Here is a 19,507-nt window from a genome sequence, read left to right as displayed (position 1 = left end):
TGTTTTCTAAAGATTCAAAGTTTTCTGCAATCCATTTTTTTCAACCGATGGTTTGCTCATTGATTTTTTCTTTTTGTAACGCTCTTTATATTCAGTAAACATGCTGATATTCAGCAGCATGCCCATACAGATGCTAAGTAAAATGATGGACGATCCTCCGTAGCTGATAAACGGAAGTGTCACCCCAGTGATCGGAATAAGACCTGAAACACCGCCTAAATTGATACAAGTTTGGATCGCAATCATGGAGGAAATTCCTATTGCAAGCAAACTTCCAAACGGATCTTCACACTTTCTCGCAATATAAAAACCTTTCACGACGATGAAACCAAGAAGAGCGATAACGAAAAACACGCCGAAAAAACCAAGCTCTTCCGAGATAATTGCCATGATAAAGTCTGTGTGCGGTTCTGGCAGATACCCGTACTTTTGAACGCTTTCTCCTAGACCGAGTCCAAAAAAGCCGCCTGATCCAATTGCATAATATGAATTAATCAATTGATGCCCAGTAGCCCCTGCATCTTTAAATGGATCTTGGAAACTCTCAAAACGTCCGAGACGATTTTGCGTGAAAATTTTATCCCAAAAAAGCATAATAAATGGGGTCACGACGACCATTACTGCACTAAATAGCGCGAGCAGCTTCGCTAGCGTTTTGCCGCTAAAACCTGAGCATAAAATCATCGCAAGGGCAATCATGCCAATGATAAAGGCTGTCCCATAGTCTGGCTGCAAAATGATAAATCCGCACAGGATAGAGACAATCACGATCGGAGGCGTAACACCTCTTAAAATATGATCAATATAATGCTGCTTTTTGGCATACACCGCAGCAAGATAGATGATGACGACAATCTTCACAAATTCAGCTGGCTGAAGACTAAAAGGTCCTAATTTGATCCAGCTTCTTGCGTTCCCTGCAATATGACCGCCAAAATACACATAGATGAGGGAAAAAACTGAAAGCAGCAGCATACCAATCTGGAATTTCTTATTTGAAAACAGCTGATATGGAACTAATGCTGTAAAGATCAAGATGGCTGCTCCAACAATCATAAATAAGAGCTGTTTCTTAAAAAAGTTATCTGGCGCGGCATCGTATCTGATAACAGATGTAATCATACTTGAGCTATACACCATAACCAAACCGAATGCGCTGATTAAGATAATGGCGAACAATAATGAGTAGTCATACGATTTTAGCATTCTCTTTAACATATAATCCTCTTCCTAACGTCTGTTTCTACTGCTTGATATCTTCTTAGCTGTTCTTATTCTACTACATTTTCTCCGTTTGATCCCGTTTTACCTCTTTTATATTGTTCGTCATTCATGAAAGAATCAAGTCCGTTTGCCGTTAATCCATCAAAAGAAAATAGAGGACAAAAAAACTCAAACTTAGTTGTGGAAGTTTGAGTTTTCAATCATTATTTTTTTGTGAACGCATCATGAAGTGCGGAAAGCTCTCTCTCAAGTTTATCGAGTAGTTTCTTACCTTCATGTTGATCAACTAATCCAAGCCGGACAGCGAAATCAATTTCTCTCGATAATCCGAACATTTGAGTATCTAAAACCTCTTCATAAAGAGGACATTGCGGCATCGTTAAGTTGTCCATTTGCACTTGGATCAATTTTAAAATTTTATCTGCATCCAATTTTAATAAAGCCAGTGCTTTTTGCCGATGATCGACTAAAATTTCTGACGCCAAAAGTATCCCTCCGTTCCCCAGGCGAGTACCTAATTCTTCTATTTATCATAAAGCGAAACGCCCAAAATTGCAAGCAGATTTGTACAGTTCGCTTTGTAAAAATAAAAAGAAGACATTCATCATTAAAAGATACTCATCTCATATTTTTCACTCATGAGCTCAAGCAGCTTAATCCCAGCAATGCTATTCCCTTTTTCATCCAGTTCTGGACCAAAAATTCCGATCCCAAAATCATATGGAGCCGCTCCCATAATCCCGCCTGAAACACCGCTTTTAGCAGGTATGCCGATATTAATGGCGAATTCCCCGCTTGCATTGTACATGCCGCACGTCACCATAAAGGTTTTACAAATTCTAGCGACATCTTTTGAAAGAATTTGCTGACCCGTCTCTGGATGTCTGCCATCTAATGAAAAAACACAAGCAATTTTCGCCAAATCTAAGCTGTTCATCATGATGGCACATTGTTTCGTATACACGTCCATAACCTCTTCTACGTTCCCTCTAATAATATGATATTGCTTCATATAATAGCACATAGCCCGGTTAATCATTGATGTCTCAAATTCGGATGCGGCTGTTTCCTTGCAGTATGTAATGCTTTTATCATTTGCAAGCTCTCTAATAAAGCCAAGCAGGCGGTTTAGCTGATCTTGCGGCGTCGCGCCTCTTATTAAGCTTGTGACTGCAAGCGCTCCTGCATTAATCATTGGATTCAGCGGCTTATTTGGACTTGCTGTTTCCAGCTTAATCATTGAATTAAACGGGTCACCTGTAGGCTCTTGTCCAACAAATTGAAAAACTTTTTTTGGCCCTTCTTCTGAGAGTACGAGCGCAAGGGCTAATACTTTTGAAATACTTTGCAGAGTAAAGCGTTTATCTACATCTCCTGCCGAGTGGCAAGTATTACTCACATGATACACAGCCACAGATAAATCCGTCTGATCCGCTTTGGCGAGAGCGGGAATATAGGATGCTACTTTGCCATCTTTGGCCACTTTTTTTGCTTCTTCTACAAATCGCTGAAGCTCTTCATTGTCGCGACATGCCATGCCCAATATCCTCCCTATCTTTCATGTAAGATTAGTGTGTACAAGGAGATGCATGTTTATGAAAGTGACAAAGCAGGCGAAAACTTCTATAATTTATGGTGGAAAGGGGTTGTCTTGAACATGAGCATCATTCAAATTAAGGGGAACGTAAAGTACAAGATCACCATTGATCCAAGTGTATGGATTTTTGATGACCGCAAATTTTTAATGGATTCATTTTTTGAAAAAAGTACAGCAAATGAAGAAAGTCAGCTGGATCAGGAGCTTGACCAAGAGCGGGTGATCAGAGAAGGGCAAACACTTCCACCCACTTTAAAAACAGAGAAGAAGTACGAAAAGGAAAGACTCGTCACTGGCAGCTTCGGAATGAAGCTGGGTGATATGCTGAAAAATGCAGAACCGCTTGAACATGCAGATACATGCGAATTTGTCACAGAAACAGGGACAATTGCTGTCCCGATTTCTCAGGCAATGGAAAGCATTGCACACTTCAGCCAAAATGGGAAGCCTATGACTGAAGAAGGACCAATCCACGTTTATTTCGCGGATCAGTCCAACCTCACTCAGCCGATAAAAGGTGTCAAAGAGCTCATCATTACATAAGACAGAGGGTCTGGACTACAGCAAATCAGCTGCAAGCTGTGCAAGCCCAGACCTTTCTCCTTTGACAAGCTTGACATGTCCAGATATTTGCTGTCCTTTGAACCGCTCAATGACATACGTAAGCCCATTATTTAAGCTGTCTAAATAAGGATGATCGATCTGCTCTGGGTCTCCCATCAGCACAATTTTACTTCCCTCTCCGACTCGCGTTAATAATGTTTTCACCTCGTGTTTCGTTAAATTCTGCGCCTCATCAATGATAATAAATTGATCAGGGATACTTCTTCCGCGTATATACGTTAAAGCTTCCACTTGAATCGAACCAATTCCCGCCAAAATCGCATCAAGTTCACCAGGTTTTTTTGTATTAAATAAAAATTCTAGATTGTCATAGATCGGCTGCATCCATGGTCTGAGTTTCTCTTCCTTTTCACCTGGCAAGTAGCCTAAGTCCTTGCCGACAGGAACAATTGAACGAGCTACGATCAGTTTTTTAAACATGCCGAGATCCTCTGTCTGCATTAATCCGGCAGCCAGCGCAAGGAGTGTTTTACCAGTTCCCGCTTTTCCGATCAATGTCACGAGGGGAATATCACGGCGCAATAGCAGTTCTAGTGCCATCGTCTGCTGAACATTTTTCGGACGAATTCCCCAAACATGCTCTTGATCATAAATGAGCCGTTTCACATTCTCTGCTTTTTGGTCAAGCATTCCTAAAGCAGAGCCGCCTTCATTCCCCTTCATAATGACAAACTGATGAGGGTTTAATGGTACACTCGTGACTTCTTTTATCGGTAATTGGCTTTGTTTATAAAATGTATTCAATTGCTCCGTCGGAATATAGAGCTCATGATAGCCGTTAGCAATGTCTTCGTTTTGCAGCACACGGTCACTTAAGAAGTCTTCAGCTTGGAGGCCTATAGCATCTGCCTTTACCCGGACTAAAACATCTTTACTGACCAAAATAACTGGCCGGCCGTGAGGCTTTGTTTCTTCCTCTAAGCTCAAATTTTTCGCGACAGCCAAAATCCGATTATCGTTCGTTTTTTCAATGAAAATTTCTTGAAGTTCATGGAAAGAGCGATGATTTAGCTCGATGCGCAGCGTTCCTTTTGACTCTAGCGTAATTTTTTCATGGAGTTTCCCTTTCGATCTCAAACCGTCGATTAAACGTGAGACGCGCCGAGCGTTTTGCCCAACCTCGTCCATGTATCTCTTTTTCGAGTCTACTTCTTCTAACACAACGGCCGGAATGACGACCTCGTTGTCTTCAAATGAAAAGATTGAATTCGGATCCTGTAATAACACATTTGTGTCTAATACATAAATTTTACTCAGGTCCTTCGCCTCCTGATCGGGGTTTCATTCATCCTTGTCTTTCCCAAAACGATTGTTAAAATATATGTTTTCATGAATAAAGTTAGAAGGTTAATTCAACAATAAAATAAATCATGCAGTTTGTGAAGGAGGGAATTTAGATGCGACTATTTTTAACATTATTCATGATTCAAACGATCATTCTGTTAGGCGCTTGCCAGCAGCAGGAAAAGCCAGAGGCGCTGGACAAGCAAGATGGACGCCAGCACTTAGTAAGGGTGTCTGACTCATCGAAGAAAAAGACAGATCAAGCCCGCCCATCCACAGATGTTGCGCAGCATCTTGTCAATGTGACAGAGCACGTAGCAGATGTCAATGATGCAACAGCAATCGTCATCGGCCGATATGCTGTTGTTGGTATTGATGTAAAAGATGATTTAGATAGAAGCAAAGTAGAAACCATTAAATATTCAGTTGCAAAAGCGCTGAGAAATGACCCGGAAGGTGCAAATGCTGTTGTGGTTGCTGATCCGGATACAGTCAGCCGTTTAAAAGAAATGGGCAAAGAAATTCAAGCAGGCCGCCCTGTAAGCGGTATTATGGATGAACTGGCTGCCATTGTCGGCCGCGTGATGCCAGAGATGCCGAAAAATGAGATCGACCGTAACGAAAAGGATCCGACAAATGATCCGAATAATCAGCTCAAAGAACAAGATCAAAAACAGTTAGAAAAAAATCAAAACGACCAATCAAATCATCATATGAACCAAAAGAAATAATGAGAACGGCTTATATCTCCTGTGATATAAGCCTTTTTCTACGCTGATTTTAAGTGGCTGGAAAACATGCTATAATAAATGCAATAAAGTGAGGTGAAAATGATGAGAGTGAAGTGCTCATTATGTGAAAAGCTTGAAACCATTGATGATGATACACTCGTTGCGAAACGGTTAAGAAACCGGCCAATTCATACATATATGTGCGATGACTGCCAAGAACGCATTAAAATAAAGACAGAAGCTCGCATCAAAACCGGCAGATTCTCTCTTTATCAGGATCCTGCGACAAAAGAGAAAAAGAAGAAAAAAGGAAAGAAAGAACAAAAGACATAAAAAAAGACCTGACACATGTTCAGGTCTTTTTTTACGTATTGACTGTTCCTTCTTTTTTCGCACGATGCAGCCGTATTTTATAAATAATCAAAATGGCAGCTGCCACAACAAGGCCTTCCGCTACTGGCAGGAAGATTCCTAGAAATGTGAGAAACGTGCAGCCAAAAATCAAAAATAAATAAATCACGAGCGCTTTTAAAATCGGTAAACGTCTTGCAAAGCCGAGCTTAAAAACAATAATCGCTAAAACAAGGATGGTGCCATATAGGAGCCACATCCCTGTTTGCGGATTTTCATCGACACGAAACAGCATCGCGAAAAAGGATAGATTTTCACTTACTTCCTGATCATTCAAAAAGATTCCCTCCCCTTATCATTCAGGGTTCTATCTTTTTAATTCTTCATGGAATTAAGATAATCCTGCTAGCTTTTTCTTCTTCGCTGCTTTCTCACGTTCGTTTTTGTCTAAAATTTTCTTTCTAAGACGAATGGATTCAGGTGTAACCTCACAGTATTCGTCTTCATTCAAGTACTCAAGAGATTCCTCAAGTGACATAATACGAGGTTTTTTCATGCTAACCGTTTGATCTTTCGTCGCTGAACGTACGTTTGTTTGTTGTTTCATACGGCTTACGTTTACAACAAGGTCGTTCTCACGGTTATGCTCCCCAACAATCATCCCTTGGTATACTTCAGTACCTGGCTCAACGAAGATCACACCGCGCTCTTCAACACCTTGGATTCCGTAAGCAGTCGCTTTACCTGTTTCCATTGAAACAAGTACACCTTGACGGCGTCCGCCGACTTGACCAGACTGCATTGGCTGGTAGCTGTCAAACGTATGGTTCAAAATACCAAAACCACGAGTTAATGAAAGAAATTCAGTTGTATATCCAATTAAACCACGTGATGGCACTGTAAAGATCAGGCGAACTTGACCGTTACCATTGTTGATCATGTCAATCATTTCACCTTTTCTTGCACCCATTGATTCCATAACAGAGCCAGTATGCTCTTCCGGTACATCAATTTGAACGCGCTCAACAGGCTCACATCGAACACCATCAACTTCTTTTACAATAACTTCTGGCTTCGATACTTGTAATTCAAATCCTTCACGTCTCATATTCTCAATGAGAATGGATAAGTGAAGCTCTCCGCGTCCAGAAACAACCCAAGCATCAGGTGAATCAGTTGGATCCACACGAAGACTGACGTCTGTTTGAAGCTGCTGCTCTAAGCGCTCTTCGATTTTACGTGATGTCACGTATTTTCCTTCACGGCCTGCAAATGGGCTGTTGTTTACAACAAACGTCATTTGAAGTGTCGGCTCATCAATACGAAGGATTGGAAGTGCCTCTTGGTGTTCTACCGGACAAACCGTTTCACCTACGTTGATGTCTTCCATTCCAGATACAGCGACAAGATCTCCCGCTTTCGCTTCGTTGATTTCCACTCGTTTTAACCCTTGGAAACCAAAGATCTTTGTTACACGGAATTGTTTCACAGTGCCGTCGACTTTCATCAAGGCTACCTGCTGTCCTACTTGCATTGTTCCTCTGAATACACGGCCAATTCCAATTCTGCCAACATAATCATTGTAATCAAGTAGCGCCACTTGGAATTGAAGCGGCTCTTCATGGTTATCAACCGGGCAAGGAATATGGTTCACAATAGCTTCAAACAAAGATTCCATGTTTTCATCTTGTTTGCTCGCATCGTTACTTGCTGTACCATTGATTGCTGATGCATAGACAACTGGGAACTCAAGCTGTTCTTCTGTTGCATCCAATTCAATGAACAAGTCAATCACTTCATCGACTACTTCAGCCGGACGAGCAAAGTCGCGGTCAATTTTATTGACGACAACGATTGGTGTTAAGTTTTGCTCAAGTGCTTTTTTCAGCACAAAGCGTGTTTGAGGCATACAGCCTTCATAAGCATCCACGACGAGGAGTACACCATCTACCATTTTCATGATACGCTCAACTTCACCACCGAAATCGGCGTGTCCTGGTGTATCTAAAATATTAATGCGTGTATCTTTATAATTTATCGCAGTATTTTTAGCTAAAATCGTAATACCGCGCTCTCGCTCTAAATCATTTGAATCCATGGCTCTCTCAGCGATATTTTCATTCGCACGGAAAGTACCAGCTTGATGGAGCAATTGGTCAACAAGCGTCGTTTTACCATGGTCAACGTGGGCAATAATTGCGATGTTGCGAAGGTCTTTTCGAAGTTTCACATTTTCATCTCCTAAAATAATTAGATAACTTTCATATTATATCACAATCCCCTTTAAATGCCGATCGTTTTTCTGTAAACTTATATTAACTCTAAAAAAAGGGATGGGGACATATGAAACAAATCAAATGGCTTCTATTATTATGTGCATTACTTGCAGTTGTCAGTATGGCGTTTATTGGGGTAACTCTTGCAGAAAAAAACATACTGGGCATATGTCTAAGCATTGTATTCGCCATGATTTTCATGGGTACAGGATTTACATTAAAAAGAAAATTAAACGTGCAATCATAAAATTAGGTAAAAGCCTTTTACATTCTACATGTAGAAGGCTTTTTATTTTGAGTAAAAACAAGACAATTCACCTATGAAAGCTTGCGTCACATACAAAAACATCTATTGAGAATTGACAAAAGTAAGCAATCTGAACCTCTCCATAATTCGACAAGAACTTTTATAGTTCTCCAAAATCAAACAGAAAGTTACAATTTTCCTATTCTTCCACAAAGTTTCTCATGGTATGCTGTTCTTGCAACAAAATTTAACAGAAAAGGGAGAGAAAAGAAGCATGAAGAAGTTTTTGAGCAAATCGCTCAGCTCTGTTGTATTTTTCGCTTTAGCTATTATTCTTACTTTCACAACAGTAGCTCCTGGGCAAGCAAGCGCTGCAACTTTCAAAGGAATTCCTTTTGAACAGCAGCAAATCATTAAAGAATTATTGGAGAAAAACGAGCGTGTCATCAACATTCTCATCAATTCATTTGTTGAGGAAGACAACAACTACACATTTGATGTGAAAAAAGCTGTTGAGCTCGGACTAACTGAAGAAGAAGCGGCGACTGCTGAGAAATTCTTAGATCGCGCAGCTGTTCTTACAATCGTTTTCAGTGAAAGCATCACTAAAAACGAAAAAGGGAAATTGGTTTTTGATGCAGCAAAAGCTGTTGAACTTGGTCTTACAAAAGAAGAAGCGGCTAAATTCGAAAAGCTTTTCAAATCAGTGATCAGAATTGCTGATCTTGCTGGTGATGCCCTTGTTCTAGACAAAAAAGGAAACGTTGTGATTGATTCAAAAATCGCAAAAGGTCTTGGATTCAGCTCTACTGAATTACTTGTTTTCAACCAAATGCTTAAGAAAATTCCTCAAGAGCAATTAAAAACGTTTTATGATGCAATTCAAATTGCGAAAGAAAAATTAAGCTAAGCTAGAAAAACCCCCATCTGGATAAATCAGATGAGGGTTTTTTATTTCAGCCAATAAGACATTCGCCTTACAAAAAAGTTTCAGGAAAAACAAAAAATCACTTCATTCTCATGAAGTGATTCCGTTTATTTTTTATTTCCGCTTCCTTTTATGTAATCATGCAAGATTTTTTCACAAACGGATCGATTTCCGGCGACTATGCTGTTTTTATCTAGGAACGTAAGACGTTCTCCGTGAATATTTGAGTAAACAGCCCCTACTTCATCAAGCAGTACGCAGCCCGCTGCATAATCCCATGGCGCAAGCCTTAACGTGACATATGCGTCACTTCTGCCGCTTGCAATATAAGCAAGCTCAAGGGCAGCGGATCCAATCGTTCGTGTCCCTCTCACATCACGTACAAGACGGGCAAATGGTTTGGCGTCAAAATAAGGGCTTTCGATCGCCCATGTCGGATTAATCCCCACAATGGCTTTTTCAATCTCCACCTCTTTTAATCGAGGGAGCAGGGTATCGTTCATATAAGCTCCTTCTCCTTTGATGGCATGGTAGAGCTCGTCATGAATGACGTCATAAATAAGACCGATTTTCCCAACACCATTTTCAAATATCCCGATTGAAATGGCAAAGTTGCGTTTTTGATGGACAAAGTTCATTGTGCCATCGATCGGATCAATGATCCACACAATCCCATCGAGTGAGGTCACCTCTTCCCCTTGTCCCTCTTCTCCTAAAATGTGATGGTCTGAAAATGTCGACTGTATTTTTTCAATAAAAAAACGCTCTGTTTCTTTATCAATATTCGTGACAAGATCATTTGGATTTGATTTTGTTTCAATTGATAGACCTTCCTGCATGGACGCTTTAATACGGCTCCCTGCTTCTTTTACCCAGAGCTTTGCAAGACGGTCAATTTCCACCCAGTTTGTCATCAGATTGTAAACCTCTTTTCTATGTAGGACCTATTTGTAATAGCATACTGATATTATGTACGTAAAAGCAAGAAAAAAGCAGCTTCATACAAAAACGAACCGATGAATTGGTTCGTTTTTACCTCACGCTGTTTTACCCTTGAAGCTGCTCCCATTCTTTTCTTAGGCGCTCAAGCTTTCGTTTGCTGCGTTCGATTTGGATGTCATCTTTATGCTCGATGGCTTCATGAAGCGTAGAAAGCTCATAATCAACCTCTAATCTCCACACAGCGATGCGATTCTTCTTCTCCTGCCTATACCCCTGCTTCACGATTTGCTTCATTGGTCAACGCCCCTTCCAGAGAATGATTCATTCCTTGTCAGTTTTCATTGATAAAAAATTCAATCGATAAGAGAAATGGTTCTTGCTTATATCGTATGAAGCGATCGCATAACCGCAACGACATTCTGAAAATTGTGTCTTTACCTATTTGTTATGTACCACAAAATTGATGATTTTAAACGCTGCGCCACGACCTTCATAAACTTTGATCTAACGGTGCATCTTTTTTTGAGCTTGACCCAAGCTATGATAAAATATGATCAGCGAAAAGATACAGGAGGCATAACATGAGTGAAATGCGTTTTAGAGATGAAGATTTTGAAACATTCACAGTTGATGGTTTAGATGAACGAATGACTGTATTAAAAGAAAGAGTCCGTCCAAAGCTTGAGGCACTTGGCGAACATTTTGCTCCACTTCTTTCTTCTATTACAGGAGACGAAATGTTTGTACACGTCGCAAAGCATGCTAGAAGATCTGTTAACCCGCCAAATGATACGTGGGTTGCTTTTGCAAACAGTAAGCGCGGATACAAAAAACTCCCTCATTTTCAAATCGGGCTTTGGAAAACACATGTCTTTGTCTGGTTTGCACTCATTTATGAATCTCCAGTAAAAGGTGAGTACGGCCAGCTATTTGAAAAGGAGCTAGACACCATCCAGCAGAAAATACCGCAAGATTTTGTTTGGTCTAAAGATCATATGAAACCAGATGTCATGCGTCACAGCGAACTAGATTCCGAACAGCTGAAAACGCTGTTTGAACGTGTTCAAACAGTCAAGAAAGCCGAGCTTCTTTGCGGCATTCAGCTACCTAGAGAGGAAGTCGTGCAAATGAATAATGAAGAATTCCTCTCGAAAATTGAAAATGCCTTCCGCACGCTGACGTATCTATACCGTTTTACACAGAAAGAATCTGTATGAAAAAACGAGCCCTTTTAGGCTCGTTTTTTACATCCGTATAATAGCAGTCTCTTCTGCTTCTCTAGCTGTTTTCACTGCATGATAAGGGGAATACCCGCTTCCCTTTTCAAACGCCGCACAATGCGTTTTTTCCTCTGCTTTTGATGGCACAACCTCTTTAAATCGTTTATATGCGTCTAATAACTCCTGCTTCGCAATTCCTTTTTCGTAGGCTTTTTCAACAGCCTGAAAAAATGAAATGACCGCAATCTTTTCCTCTGTCGTCCAGTCGACATCCATTGGATATTGATATTCCATTTACTTGTCCCTCACTTTAATACTCATTTCTGATTTGAACTTTTATTATAGCATCTGTTTGTTCAGAAACCGATTGATTTTATGCTTTACATTCCGATCAGTTCATAATATAATTCTTTTGTTTTATGCAATGAAATCTGCTGTAATTGGCACAATAATAGCAGGTATTTCGATGAAGGTGGGAAAGCAATTGTCACAACATGATACACCCTTATACACTGGACTAAAAAAACACGCAGCAACCAATCCAGTCCAATTTCATATTCCAGGCCATAAAAAAGGAGCCGGAATGGATCCTGAATTTAGAGCATTCATTGGCGACAATGCATTAAGCATTGACCTCATTAATATAGAACCTCTCGATGATTTACATTCACCTCGAGGGATGATAAAAGAAGCACAGGAGCTTGCTGCTGAAGCCTTCGGTGCTGATCATACGTTTTTCTCTATTCAAGGAACAAGCGGCGCCATCATGACAATGGTGATGACGGTATGCGGACCTGGAGATAAAATTATCGTTCCTCGTAACGTTCATAAATCAATTATGTCCGCGATTGTATTTTCTGGCGCCATTCCTGTTTTTATTCACCCAGAAATAGACAAAGAGCTTGGCATCTCTCACGGTATTACACCTGAATCAGCCAAAAAGGCGCTCACTAAGCATCCAGATGCGAAAGGTTTACTTGTCATTAATCCAACGTATTTTGGTATTTCAGCAGACTTAAAATCAATCGTAGACATTGCCCATTCATTTGATGTGCCTGTCCTTGTAGATGAAGCACACGGTGTGCACATCCATTTTCATGATGAGCTTCCCCTCTCTGCGATGCAGGCAGGTGCTGACATGGCAGCAACAAGTGTCCATAAACTCGGCGGCTCTCTTACGCAAAGCTCTATTTTAAATATGAAGGAAGGGCTTGTTTCAAAAGACCGCGTGCAATCGATTTTGAGTATGCTGACGACAACATCCACTTCTTATTTGCTCTTAGCGTCACTTGATGTCGCTCGAAAACGATTAGCCACTGAAGGAAAGGCGCTTGCAGACGAAGCCATTCGTTTGGCTGAATCAGCGAGAGACCGCTTGAATCAAATTGACGGTATTAGCTGCATTGGCAAGGAAATACTTGGATCAGCTTCTACTTACGATTATGACCCAACGAAATTAATTATCTCCATTAAAGACCTTGGGTTAAACGGACATGATGTAGAAAAATGGCTGAGAGAAAGCTATCGAATTGAAGTAGAACTCTCTGACCTTTATAATATTTTATGTATCGTAACCCCTGGCGATTCAGATGAGACAATTGATACGCTCGTGACGGCGATGCAGGAAATTGCCGCAGCGTCTACTCGTGACGGCGGCAAACAAGCGGTAACAGAGGTACTGCTGCCTGAGATCCCATCGCTTGCTATGACGCCGCGTGACGCTTTTTATGCCACAACAGAAGTCGTTCCTTTTAAGGAAGCAGTCGGCCGCATCACCGCAGAGTTTGTGATGGTATATCCGCCAGGTATTCCAATTTTTATACCAGGTGAAATTATCACAGAAGAAAATATATCGTATATCTTTAAAAATATTGAAATTGGCCTCCCTGTCCAAGGACCTGAAGATTCAACGCTTGAAATGATCCGTGTGATTAAGGAACAAAAACCAATTTTATAAAAAAGAAACATGCAGCCCCAAATGGAGCTGCATGCTTTTTTTATTTATTCAGAGGCTTCATCACAGCAATGACAGTGACCGCACGTTCCGTATAGCGTTGTCACTTTTTCATTTTCAAATTGATCAATGGTTTCATTGCAATCTTGACAAATAATTGTACCCACGTACATTCCCCTTTTCTTCATTCATAGTTTGAAAGCGTTTGATCTATTTCTTATCTCTATAATATGATGTCACATTTAAGTTGTCAACGGTTAATTGTATGACACATTTAATCATTTTTTATAAATATGTGCTTTTTTCTCATCATATTGAGGGAACGTTTCAATTGTATTTTGCTTCATATCAATTCTGTAACAATTGAGTAACAATCGAAAATTGTCAAAAGGGACATGATACACTAGAGTGACTAACAGGGAACAAGCTCCTAAAAATGTTGGGACAACCCCAAATGATTTTGAGGTGAATAGATTGAATTTTATGAGGACACTTCTCATTATATTCCCCATGCTCTTTGTACTTAGTTCATGCTCATTTGCGTATATCATACCGACTCAGACCGACCAAGTCAGTCATATTCAAAAACCGAGAATTCTCTTCTTTACTGATGCAGAAAACCTTGATAAAGAAAGCCCTTATTATGATGCAGTCCTCGATTTAAAGAATGAATACCCTAAGGAAATGTCAAAAATGATTGTGAAAGAAGATCGTAAAGGCTGGAAAAATGAAGTTGATGAACTGCCGGCTATTTTACTTGTCAATGATGAAAAAGTCATCGTGAAGGTTGAAGGAAATGTTCGCAGTAAACAGGAGATCTTATCGCCCTTATGCCATGCTTTAGACCGCGTCAATACAAACTAATGATATTTTCCTTGCACTTATATATAACCATATGAAAAAACCCCTCACCTCATGAGGGGTTTTTCATATGATGTTCAGGGCGCAAAAAAACCCTCTCCATCAAGGAGAGGGTTTCATAGGTTCATTATTTTACGATGTGGATTGGGCTTCCAATTGCTACTTCAGCCGTTTCCATTGTAATTTCACCTAATGTTGGGTGAGCATGAATTGTCATAGCGATGTCTTCAGCAGTCACTCCAGCTTCGATTGCAAGGCTAAGCTCTGAAATCATATCAGAAGCGCCAACACCTGCGATTTGAGCACCGATAACTAGACCATCCTCTTTACGAGTGATCATTTTCATGAAGCCATCAGTTGCATCAAGAGAAAGTGCACGTCCGTTCGCTGCGAATGGGAATTTCGCTGCAACGATTTCGATTCCTTCTGCTTTTGCTTCTGCTTCAGTGTATCCAACAGTTGCAAGTTCTGGCTCAGAGAATACAACAGCAGGAATACCAAGGTAATCAATTTCAGCTGGCTCTCCAGCGATTGCTTCAGCTGCAATTTTACCTTCGTAAGAAGCTTTGTGTGCAAGTGGTGGTCCATCAACGATGTCACCAATTGCATAGATGTTAGATACGCTTGTACGGCATTGTTTGTCTGTTTTGACAACTCCGCGGTCAGTCAATTCAACACCAACTTGCTCAAGACCAAGCTCATCAGTGTTTGGACGACGACCAACAGTCACAAGTACGTAATCAGCATCAACTGTTTTTTCTTCACCTTTTACTTCGAATGTAACAGTGACACCATCAGATTTTTCTTCAACGCCTTTTGCAAGAGCGTTTGTATGGATTTCAACGTTTCCTTTTTTCTTCAGGTTACGTTTAACCAATGAGCTCATTTGCTTTTCGAAACCTGGAAGGATTTCGTCTCCACCTTCAAGGATCACAACTTCTGTTCCAAAGTTTGCATAAGCAGTACCAAGCTCAGTACCGATGTATCCACCACCGATAACAACTAACTTTTTAGGTACTTCTTTAAGCGCTAAAGCACCAGTTGAGTTGATCACGCGGTCTGTGTATTTAAAAGTAGGCAATTCGATTGGACGAGATCCAGTAGCAAGAATTGCATTTTTGAAAGTGTAAGTCTGTGCTGAATTTTCATCCATTACACGTACAGAGTTGCTGTCTACGAAATAAGCTTCACCTTTAACGATGTCTACTTTATTTCCTTTAAGAAGACCTTGAACTCCACCTGTTAATTTGTTTACAACAGAAGCTTTCCACTCTTGAACTTTTGTGAAATCAACTGTTACGTTTTCAGCTTTGATACCCATGTCTTCAGAATGCTTAGCATTTTCGAAACGATGGCCAGCATTGATTAATGCTTTTGAAGGAATACAACCAACGTTTAGACATACACCGCCAAGTGTTCCTTTTTCAACGATTGTTACTTTTTGTCCAAGCTGTGCAGCACGAATAGCAGCTACATATCCACCAGGACCTGCACCGATGACAAGAGTATCTGTTTCGATTGGGAAATCTCCTACTACCATGACATTACGCCTCCATTAAAATTAATTGTGGATCATTCAATAAACGCTTGATGTGGTTAAGGGCATTTTGCGCAGTAGCTCCGTCAATCATACGGTGGTCAAAGCTTAGGGAAAGAGCTAAGACTGGAGCTGCAACGATTTCGCCATCACGAACAACCGCTTTCTCAGCGATACGGCCAATACCAAGGATCGCTACTTCTGGGTGGTTGATGACTGGAGTAAACCATTGTCCACCAGCAGAACCGATGTTTGTGATTGTGCAAGATGCACCTTTCATTTCAGCTGGAGCCAATTTACCATCACGTGCTTTTGTTGCAAGCTCGTTGATTTCGTTAGACACTTCGAAAATTGCTTTGCGATCTGCATTTTTCACAACTGGAACGAGCAAGCCTTTTTCAGTATCAGCTGCAATTCCGATGTTGTAGTAATGCTTTTGAACAACTTCATCCGTTTTATCATCGATAGAAGTGTTAAGTACTGGGTACTTTTTCAAAGCAGAAGTTAGAGCTTTTACAACGTAAGGCAAGTAAGTTAACTTGATTCCTTGATCAGCTGCAACTTGTTTGAATTGTTTACGATGAGCAACAAGGTTTGTTACATCAACTTCATCCATTAATGTTACGTGAGGAGCTGTATGCTTAGAGTTCACCATTGCTTTCGCGATTGCTTTGCGGATTCCGCTCATTTTCTCGCGAGTTTCTGGGAATTCTCCTTCAAGAACTGGAGCTGCTGCCGCTTTAGGAGCTGCTTCTTCTTTCACACTTTCAGCTGCTTGAGGTGCTGCTGCTGGAGCTGCAGAACCACCATTAACGAAGCTGTCGATATCTTCTTTTAACACACGTCCGTTTTTACCAGAACCTGCAACTTTGTAAATTTCAACGCCTTTTTCACGAGCATATTTACGTACAGATGGCATAGCGATCACGCGTTTGTTTGGATCAGCATCTACTTGCTCTTGTGCGCCTGCACCAGTTGCTGCTGCCGCTTCTTCTTGTGCTACTTCTTTCTTCTCTGGCTCGTTACCAGCTTCAGCAGTACCTTGTACTTGAGCTTCAGTTTTTGCTTCGCCTTCTTCTTCGCTGCCTTTAAATTGAAGATTTTCGTAACCAGGTGCATCAAACGTAATGATTGTTTGTCCTACAGTTGCAACTGTTCCCTCTTCAACTTTTAATTCTAATACTTTTCCTTTAACAGGTGAAGGAATTTCTACAACTGCTTTATCATTTTGTACCTCTGCTAAAACGTCATCTTCATTGATTTCGTCGTTTGGTTTAACAAACCACTTAACGATCTCACCTTCGTGGATACCTTCTCCGATGTCCGGAAGTTTAAATTCAAATGCCACTGTTTTTCGCCTCCTAGATTTTGTTGAACCCTTGTTGTGTATGTTTACACGGTCATGTAATTGATAAAGGGGAAGAGAAATAAATTCTTTTCCCCTCTGTCATTTAATTAAAATTCAAGAACTTTTTTCGCTGTTTCAAGTACATCTTTATGGTTTGGAAGCCATACGCTCTCAGCTTGAGAGAAAGCAAATACAGTATCAGGTGCAGCTACACGAAGTACTGGTGCTTCCAGGCTAAGGATCGCTCTGTCATTGATTTCAGCTACTACGTTTGCAGCAATACCAGCTTGTTTTTGTGCTTCTTGAACAACGATCGCACGGCCTGTTTTTTCAACAGAAGCGATGATTGTTTCAATATCAAGCGGGCTTACTGTGCGAAGGTCGATAACTTCAGCAGAAACGCCTTCTTTTTCTAGCTCTTCAGCAGCTTTTAGTGATTCGTGAACCATTGCACCGTAAGTGATGATAGAAAGGTCAGTACCTTCACGTTTCACGTCAGCTTTACCGATTTCAATTGTGTACTCTTCTTCAGGAACTTCCTGACGGAAAGAACGATAAAGTTTCATATGCTCAAGGAACACTACAGGATCGTTGTCACGAATTGCAGAAATTAAAAGTCCTTTTGCATCATAAGGTGTTGAAGGAATGACAACCTTGATACCAGGCTGTTGTGCGATAAGACCTTCTAAGCTGTCAGCGTGAAGCTCAGGTGTGTGAACTCCCCCACCGAATGGAGAACGGATTGTCACTGGAGAATGCCAGCGTCCGCCAGAACGGTAACGCATACGAGCCATTTGTCCAGAAACAGAATCTAATACTTCGTAAACGAATCCGAAGAATTGAATTTCCATTACTGGGCGGAATTCTTGTAGTCCAAGGCCAATTGCAAGACCGCCAATACCAGATTCAGCAAGTGGAGTATCGAATACACGATCCTCACCAAACTCTTTTTGCAATCCTTCAGTCGCACGGAATACGCCGCCGTTTTTACCAACGTCTTCTCCGAAAACGAGAACGTTTTCGTCATTTTTCAGTTCTGTGCGTAACGCATCAGTGATCGCTTGAATCATTGTCATTTGCGCCATGGCTTACTTCGACTCCTTCTGTTTGTAAATTTCAAGCTGTTCAACTAAGTTGAATGGTTTCACATCGTACATGTTTTCAATCAAGTCAGTGACTTTTTGCTTAGGCTGTTCGTCAGCTTCTTTGATCGCTTGTTTGATTTGTTCTTTTGCATCTTCGATCACTTTATTCTCTTCTTCTTCAGACCATAGGCCTTTGTTTTCCAAGAATTTGCGGTAGCGTACCAATGGATCTTTTTGCTCCCACTCGTTTTCATCTTCTTTTGTACGATATCTTGTTGGATCGTCACCAGCCATTGTATGTGGGCCGTAACGGAATGTAAGAGTTTCGATTAATGTTGGACCTTCACCATTTACAGCGCGCTCACGAGCTTCAGCAGTTGCTGCATAAACAGCTAATGCATCCATACCGTCAACTTGTACGCCTACGATACCAGCTGCAGCTGCTTTTTGTGCAATTGTTTGTGCAGCAGACTGCTTTTCAACAGGTGTAGAGATCGCATATCTGTTGTTTTGGACAACAAAAATCGCTGGCGCTTTGTAAGCCCCTGCAAAGTTAATACCTTCGTAGAAATCACCTTGTGAAGCTCCACCGTCACCAGTGTAAGTGATTGCAACAGCTTTTTTACCGCGCTTTTTCAAACCAAGAGCTACACCAGCAGCTTGAATGATTTGTGCACCGATAATGATTTGCGGTGAAAGTGCATTCACATCATCAGGCATTTGGTTACCAACAAAGTGTCCGCGAGAGAACAAGAATGCTTTTGTTAGCGGAAGACCATGCCAGATTAATTGTGGTACATCACGATATCCTGGAAGAATGAAATCTTCTTTCTCAAGTGCAAAGTGAGTTGCAAGCTGAGAAGCCTCTTGTCCAGCTGTTGGCGCATAGAAGCCAAGACGTCCTTGACGGTTCAATGAAATTGAACGTTGATCTAATACACGTGTAAACACCATACGGCGCATTAATTCTTTTAATTGGTCATCTGAAAGATCCGGCATTGCCGCTTCGTTTACGACTTCGCCTTTTTCGTTTAAAATTTGAAACGTTTCAAACTGCTTTTTGATGGCATCAAATTGCTTTTTGCTATCAACAATTGCTTTTTTTGTTTTTGCAGCCATTCTAAAGTCACCTCTTCCTTTCTTTTAACAGTCCATTTGTCGTGAATCCATTTATACATACAGATATAGGATAACCCAAAATACTCATATGACTCCTGTATATAATAGCCACTAAGATCGTTGTCGAAACATAGGTTGACCACTCTTTTTTGAGTCCTTCTAACTGTATTAACGATAGT

General features: G+C 40.8%; 22 protein-coding genes. 8 read left to right on the top strand and 14 right to left on the bottom strand.

Going from position 1 to position 19,507, the window contains the following annotated elements; translation table 11 throughout:
- Positions 1-6: 6 nt before the first annotated feature.
- The 3 genes from ftsW to glsA all read right to left on the bottom strand — a co-directional run bounded on the left by ftsW (position 7) and on the right by glsA (position 2,761).
- Positions 7-1,218: a putative lipid II flippase FtsW gene (ftsW, locus tag AOQ70_RS14685; RefSeq protein ID WP_059377031.1), complete on the bottom strand. Its 1,212-nt coding sequence runs from the start codon at positions 1,216-1,218 to the stop codon at positions 7-9.
- A 209-nt stretch (positions 1,219-1,427) separates the two neighbouring features.
- Positions 1,428-1,709 carry a YlaN family protein gene (locus tag AOQ70_RS14680; RefSeq protein ID WP_003212509.1) on the bottom strand — a complete coding sequence of 94 codons (282 nt, stop codon included), beginning with the start codon at positions 1,707-1,709 and terminating at the stop codon, positions 1,428-1,430.
- Positions 1,710-1,831: 122 nt separating this feature from the next.
- The gene (gene glsA, locus AOQ70_RS14675) at positions 1,832-2,761 is read right to left on the bottom strand and encodes a glutaminase A (RefSeq protein WP_059377029.1); all 930 of its coding nucleotides are present in this window, start codon (positions 2,759-2,761) and stop codon (positions 1,832-1,834) included.
- Between the two features lie 120 nt (positions 2,762-2,881).
- On the opposite strand from glsA, the gene AOQ70_RS14670 reads away from it, so the two are divergent.
- Positions 2,882-3,364, top strand: coding sequence for a hypothetical protein (locus AOQ70_RS14670; protein WP_059377109.1), 483 nt, complete (start codon positions 2,882-2,884; stop codon positions 3,362-3,364).
- Between the two features lie 15 nt (positions 3,365-3,379).
- Here AOQ70_RS14670 and AOQ70_RS14665 read toward each other — a convergent pair whose 3' ends face one another.
- The gene (locus AOQ70_RS14665) at positions 3,380-4,702 is read right to left on the bottom strand and encodes a PhoH family protein (protein WP_059377026.1); all 1,323 of its coding nucleotides are present in this window, start codon (positions 4,700-4,702) and stop codon (positions 3,380-3,382) included.
- A gap of 140 nt (positions 4,703-4,842) precedes the next feature.
- Here AOQ70_RS14665 and AOQ70_RS14660 point away from each other — a divergent pair, with 140 nt between their 5' ends.
- Together AOQ70_RS14660 and AOQ70_RS14655 are read left to right on the top strand one after the other, a co-directional pair.
- The gene (locus AOQ70_RS14660) at positions 4,843-5,460 is read left to right on the top strand and encodes a YhcN/YlaJ family sporulation lipoprotein (RefSeq protein ID WP_039178268.1); all 618 of its coding nucleotides are present in this window, start codon (positions 4,843-4,845) and stop codon (positions 5,458-5,460) included.
- Between the two features lie 102 nt (positions 5,461-5,562).
- Complete coding sequence (locus AOQ70_RS14655; protein ID WP_024424769.1) at positions 5,563-5,793, top strand: YlaI family protein; 231 nt, start codon at positions 5,563-5,565, stop codon at positions 5,791-5,793.
- Positions 5,794-5,824: 31 nt separating this feature from the next.
- Here the strand turns inward: AOQ70_RS14655 and AOQ70_RS14650 are convergent, their stop codons facing one another.
- On the bottom strand, positions 5,825-6,106 hold the full coding sequence (locus AOQ70_RS14650) for a YlaH-like family protein (protein WP_044334035.1): 282 nt from the start codon (positions 6,104-6,106) through the stop codon (positions 5,825-5,827).
- Positions 6,107-6,202: 96 nt separating this feature from the next.
- A complete protein-coding gene (gene typA / locus AOQ70_RS14645; protein ID WP_024424768.1) occupies positions 6,203-8,041 on the bottom strand; it encodes a translational GTPase TypA in 1,839 nt (612 codons plus the stop codon).
- Between the two features lie 113 nt (positions 8,042-8,154).
- On the opposite strand from typA, the gene AOQ70_RS14640 reads away from it, so the two are divergent.
- Together AOQ70_RS14640 and AOQ70_RS14635 are read left to right on the top strand one after the other, a co-directional pair.
- Complete coding sequence (locus AOQ70_RS14640) at positions 8,155-8,334, top strand: DUF5325 family protein (RefSeq protein ID WP_024426900.1); 180 nt, start codon at positions 8,155-8,157, stop codon at positions 8,332-8,334.
- Between the two features lie 274 nt (positions 8,335-8,608).
- Complete coding sequence (locus tag AOQ70_RS14635; protein ID WP_059377024.1) at positions 8,609-9,244, top strand: hypothetical protein; 636 nt, start codon at positions 8,609-8,611, stop codon at positions 9,242-9,244.
- Positions 9,245-9,369: 125 nt separating this feature from the next.
- Here AOQ70_RS14635 and AOQ70_RS14630 read toward each other — a convergent pair whose 3' ends face one another.
- Both AOQ70_RS14630 and AOQ70_RS14625 read right to left on the bottom strand, forming a co-directional pair.
- The gene (locus AOQ70_RS14630; RefSeq protein WP_059377021.1) at positions 9,370-10,176 is read right to left on the bottom strand and encodes an inositol monophosphatase family protein; all 807 of its coding nucleotides are present in this window, start codon (positions 10,174-10,176) and stop codon (positions 9,370-9,372) included.
- Positions 10,177-10,309: 133 nt separating this feature from the next.
- Positions 10,310-10,498 carry a hypothetical protein gene (locus AOQ70_RS14625; RefSeq protein WP_039178243.1) on the bottom strand — a complete coding sequence of 63 codons (189 nt, stop codon included), beginning with the start codon at positions 10,496-10,498 and terminating at the stop codon, positions 10,310-10,312.
- A gap of 287 nt (positions 10,499-10,785) precedes the next feature.
- Between AOQ70_RS14625 and AOQ70_RS14620 the strand changes: the two genes are divergently transcribed.
- Complete coding sequence (locus AOQ70_RS14620; protein WP_024426894.1) at positions 10,786-11,421, top strand: DUF1054 domain-containing protein; 636 nt, start codon at positions 10,786-10,788, stop codon at positions 11,419-11,421.
- Positions 11,422-11,448: 27 nt separating this feature from the next.
- Here AOQ70_RS14620 and AOQ70_RS14615 read toward each other — a convergent pair whose 3' ends face one another.
- Entirely contained in the window at positions 11,449-11,718 is a 270-nt protein-coding gene (locus tag AOQ70_RS14615; protein WP_039178240.1) for a UPF0223 family protein, read from the bottom strand.
- Between the two features lie 190 nt (positions 11,719-11,908).
- On the opposite strand from AOQ70_RS14615, the gene AOQ70_RS14610 reads away from it, so the two are divergent.
- A complete protein-coding gene (locus AOQ70_RS14610) occupies positions 11,909-13,381 on the top strand; it encodes an aminotransferase class I/II-fold pyridoxal phosphate-dependent enzyme (protein ID WP_144495004.1) in 1,473 nt (490 codons plus the stop codon).
- Positions 13,382-13,425: 44 nt separating this feature from the next.
- Here the strand turns inward: AOQ70_RS14610 and AOQ70_RS19395 are convergent, their stop codons facing one another.
- Complete coding sequence (locus AOQ70_RS19395) at positions 13,426-13,545, bottom strand: GapA-binding peptide SR1P (protein ID WP_003212464.1); 120 nt, start codon at positions 13,543-13,545, stop codon at positions 13,426-13,428.
- 316 nt (positions 13,546-13,861) lie between these two features.
- Here AOQ70_RS19395 and AOQ70_RS14600 point away from each other — a divergent pair, with 316 nt between their 5' ends.
- Entirely contained in the window at positions 13,862-14,242 is a 381-nt protein-coding gene (locus AOQ70_RS14600) for a hypothetical protein (protein WP_224929246.1), read from the top strand.
- Between the two features lie 124 nt (positions 14,243-14,366).
- Here the strand turns inward: AOQ70_RS14600 and lpdA are convergent, their stop codons facing one another.
- The 4 genes from lpdA to pdhA form a co-directional block, all read right to left on the bottom strand.
- Entirely contained in the window at positions 14,367-15,779 is a 1,413-nt protein-coding gene (gene lpdA / locus AOQ70_RS14595; protein ID WP_039178233.1) for a dihydrolipoyl dehydrogenase, read from the bottom strand.
- Positions 15,780-15,783: 4 nt separating this feature from the next.
- Positions 15,784-17,124: a dihydrolipoamide acetyltransferase family protein gene (locus tag AOQ70_RS14590; protein ID WP_059377016.1), complete on the bottom strand. Its 1,341-nt coding sequence runs from the start codon at positions 17,122-17,124 to the stop codon at positions 15,784-15,786.
- Positions 17,125-17,231: 107 nt separating this feature from the next.
- On the bottom strand, positions 17,232-18,209 hold the full coding sequence (gene pdhB / locus AOQ70_RS14585) for a pyruvate dehydrogenase complex E1 component subunit beta (RefSeq protein ID WP_039178226.1): 978 nt from the start codon (positions 18,207-18,209) through the stop codon (positions 17,232-17,234).
- A gap of 3 nt (positions 18,210-18,212) precedes the next feature.
- On the bottom strand, positions 18,213-19,328 hold the full coding sequence (gene pdhA / locus AOQ70_RS14580) for a pyruvate dehydrogenase (acetyl-transferring) E1 component subunit alpha (protein WP_039178223.1): 1,116 nt from the start codon (positions 19,326-19,328) through the stop codon (positions 18,213-18,215).
- Positions 19,329-19,507: the final 179 nt, after the last annotated feature.

Origin of the sequence: Bacillus sp. AM 13(2015) (genome assembly GCF_001518755.1) — a bacterium.
In the GTDB taxonomy this organism is placed as follows: domain Bacteria; phylum Bacillota; class Bacilli; order Bacillales; family Bacillaceae; genus Bacillus; species Bacillus safensis.
Note: the sequence above shows the minus strand (reverse complement) of the source record. Positions and strands in the feature narration are given on the sequence as shown.